The organism is Chryseobacterium sp. VD8, from assembly GCF_037149975.1.
GTDB classification, from domain to species: domain Bacteria; phylum Bacteroidota; class Bacteroidia; order Flavobacteriales; family Weeksellaceae; genus Chryseobacterium; species Chryseobacterium indicum.
Genome location: NZ_JBBCQL010000332.1, coordinates 1 through 3,380, shown reverse-complemented (window position 1 = coordinate 3,380; position 3,380 = coordinate 1). Strand labels below are relative to the sequence as shown.

4 protein-coding genes are annotated in these 3,380 nt (G+C 37.3%); 3 read left to right on the top strand and 1 reads right to left on the bottom strand.

The window, feature by feature from the left end; genetic code table 11:
- The coding region (gene tgt, locus WFK35_RS21585) for a tRNA guanosine(34) transglycosylase Tgt (RefSeq protein WP_336734601.1) at positions 1-1,090 on the top strand (1,090 nt) is incomplete at its 5' end.
- 21 nt (positions 1,091-1,111) lie between these two features.
- On the top strand, positions 1,112-2,224 hold the full coding sequence (locus tag WFK35_RS21580) for an LptF/LptG family permease (protein WP_336734600.1): 1,113 nt from the start codon (positions 1,112-1,114) through the stop codon (positions 2,222-2,224).
- Here WFK35_RS21580 and WFK35_RS21575 read toward each other — a convergent pair.
- The gene (locus WFK35_RS21575; protein WP_336734599.1) at positions 2,218-2,931 is read right to left on the bottom strand and encodes a biotin--[acetyl-CoA-carboxylase] ligase; all 714 of its coding nucleotides are present in this window, start codon (positions 2,929-2,931) and stop codon (positions 2,218-2,220) included. The genes WFK35_RS21580 and WFK35_RS21575 overlap by 7 nt on opposite strands.
- A gap of 86 nt (positions 2,932-3,017) precedes the next feature.
- Between WFK35_RS21575 and rsfS the strand changes: the two genes are divergently transcribed.
- Positions 3,018-3,380, top strand: coding sequence for a ribosome silencing factor (gene rsfS / locus WFK35_RS21570; protein ID WP_336734598.1), 363 nt, complete (start codon positions 3,018-3,020; stop codon positions 3,378-3,380).

Genomic DNA, 3,380 nt, shown 5'->3' with positions numbered 1-3,380 from the left:
GAGAGCGGGAGAACTTACCACGGATCACGGTAAGATTCAGACGCCTATTTTTATGCCTGTAGGAACCGTTGCAAGTGTAAAAACAGTTCATCAGAGAGAATTAAAAGAAGATATCAAAGCTCAGATCATTCTGGGAAATACTTATCATTTATACCTTCGTCCGGGAATGGAAGTCATGCAGGAAGCAGGAGGTTTGCATAAATTCATGAACTGGGATCTGCCGATTCTTACGGATTCGGGAGGTTTTCAGGTGTTTTCGCTGGCGAGCAGCAGAAAAATGTCTGAAGAAGGAGCCCGATTCAAATCTCACATCGACGGAAGTTACCATATGTTCTCTCCTGAAAAATCGATGGAGATCCAAAGACAGATCGGGGCCGATATTTTTATGGCTTTTGATGAATGTGTGGCGTATCCATGCGAATACAATCAGGCAAAAACATCCATGGAACTTACACACCGTTGGTTAAAAAGATGTATTGAATGGACGGAAAACAATCCTGAATTGTACGGTCACAAGCAAAGACTTTTCCCTATTGTTCAGGGATCTACTTTTTCCGATTTAAGAAAAATTTCCGCAGAAGTCATTGCGGAAGCCGGAGCGGAAGGTAATGCAATCGGCGGTCTTTCCGTAGGCGAGCCTGAAGAAGAAATGTACAGAATTACAGATGAGGTTACCGATATTCTGCCAAAAGAAAAACCGAGATATTTAATGGGAGTGGGAACTCCGTGGAATATCCTGGAATCCATCGGTTTGGGAATCGATATGATGGATTGTGTAATGCCGACAAGAAATGCCAGAAACGCAATGCTTTTCACTTGGAAAGGGGTAATGAATATGAAAAATGAAAAGTGGAAGAAAGATTTTTCGCCTCTGGACGAATTTGGAACAAGTTTCGTAGACAGAGAATATTCTAAAGCGTACGTAAGACATTTGTTTGTTTCTAAAGAATATCTTGCAAAACAGATTGCTTCCATTCATAATTTAGCCTTTTATCTGGATCTGGTAAAAGTGGCAAGAGAACATATTATGGCAGGAGATTTCTATCAGTGGAAAAATTCGGTGGTTCCAATTCTTCGTCAGAGATTATAATTAAAAATAAAACGCAGTAAAATGCTTAAGATAATAGACCGATATATCGTTAGAAAATACCTTGGAACATTCAGTTTCATGCTGATATTGCTGTCTATTGTTGTTTTGGTAATCGATGTTCAGCAGAAAATTCCAAGAATTGAAAATGCAACAGCATTAGACCCGAAACTTAATGTTACGTACTTCCTGATTCATTTTTATCCTTTCTGGATCGTGAATCTGGTCATGACGTTCCTTTCGATCCTCGTCTTTATTTCGGTGATTTATTTTACCTCAAGAATGGCAAACAATACCGAGATTGTTGCCGTCATCAGTAGTGGAGCGAGTTTTCACAGGTTTGCAAGACCTTATTTGCTTACATCCTTGTTTATTGCTGTTTTGTCATTGGGAATCAATCACTTTTTGCTTCCCTGGGCAAATATTCAGAAAAATCAGCTTGAAGCCTATACCTACAATGCAACCAATAAAGAGAAGGTTTTAGGAACGGCTCCCGTTTCTGCGCAATTAAGCAAAACGGAGTATATCTTTATCAATTCATGGAATAAAAGAGAAAAAAGAGGTTCCGGATTCGTCTATCAGAAGTTTGATAAGGACAGAAGAATGACGTATGAGTTAAAGGCTTCTGATGTTTCGTGTGATAAAGACAAAAAAGAATTTGTACTGAATTCCTACACGGAAAAAACCATCAATAAAGACGATACAGAAAAGTTGTCCAGCGGTTTTGATCTGAAGAAAAAATACGGTCATGATCCTGAAGAACTTTTCCCGAATGAACTTTTAGGGCAAAATAAAACAACGCCGGAACTGATAAAATTCATCAAAAGAGAAACTGAAAAAGGTAACAGCAACTTGAATGCGCACTTAAACGAGCTTCACCAAAGAACTTCGATGCCATTTTCCATCGTTATTCTTACCTTTTTGGCGCTGTCGCTTTCTTCACAGAAAAAACGAGGAGGATTGGGGATTAACTTAGCTTTGGGTATTTCTTTAGCCTTTGTTTTTGTATTTTCCTTTGAAGCTTTAAAAGTGGTTTCGGAAAATAAAAGTATTTCGCCCGCTTTGGCAATGTGGCTTCCGAATATGATTTTTTTCCCGCTTGCTGCCTTTCTTTACATTAAAAGAGCCAATCAGTAAAGTAATTTTATTTCTTTGTGATAGAAAGATCGTAGTCCGTCATTTTCAAGATCAATCCAGAGTTCACCATTTTCATCAGCCTTTTTGATGATGCCATTTTGGCGTGTTTTTTCGAGTTCGAACACCGATATTTCGTCTTTGCGGAACAGGTGTTCATTGAAAAGTTTGAGAATTTCCTCTTCCGAAGGAATATTTTTCAGTTTTTCGATTAAAAAATCATGAAGTTGTAAAGTGAAATCATTCAGGTCAAAACTTCTTCCGGTCTGCGTTAAAAGCGATCCTGCATTGGAAATTTCAAATTTTTCCTGAAGAATATTAAATCCGGCTCCTGCAATAAAATATTGATTTTGATTAAATTTTTTCTTTTCAATCAGGATTCCGACGATTTTTTTACCTTTAAGAATCATATCATTCGGCCATTTTATTTTCACGTCGCCGTCAGTCAAATTGGCAAGGAAATCCCTTATGACAATTGCGGTATAATAATTGAACATAAAATCCGAGACTGTAAAGTGTTCAGCCTTTACAGCAAGAGTATACGCCAGATTTTTTTCAGCCGTTGAAGACCATGTATTTCCGTACTGTCCGCGACCTTTCGTCTGATTGAATGTGTGAAGTGCAATAAAATCTGAATCTTCATAAAGTAAAAACTTAGATATTTCGTCATTAGTAGAAGAACATTCTTTCACATAAAACAGTGCGCTCATTTAAGAAAACTTTAAGACTTTAAAAGGCTAAAAATAAGGCTAAAGTAAAAGAAAAACAATAAATTTGCAGATTATAGTATTTTTTAATGAATAAAACAGTAGAAAAACAAGCGCTAATAGATAAAATTGTAGAGGCTATCCAGGATGTAAAAGGTGAAGATATCATGATCTTTGATCTTTCTAATATCGAAAATTCAGTAGCAGAAACGTTCATCATTTGCAGCGGAAACTCAAATACACAGGTTTCGGCGTTAGCGGGAAGTGTAGAGAAAAAAGTAAGAAACGACCTTAAAGACAGACCTTGGCACGTAGAAGGGACCGAAAACTCTATGTGGGTTTTGGTAGATTACGTTTCCGTAGTAGTCCACATTTTCCAGAAAGAAGTAAGAGAATCTTATGATATTGAAGAACTTTGGGGAGATGCTGTGATTACGAAAATCGAAAATTAA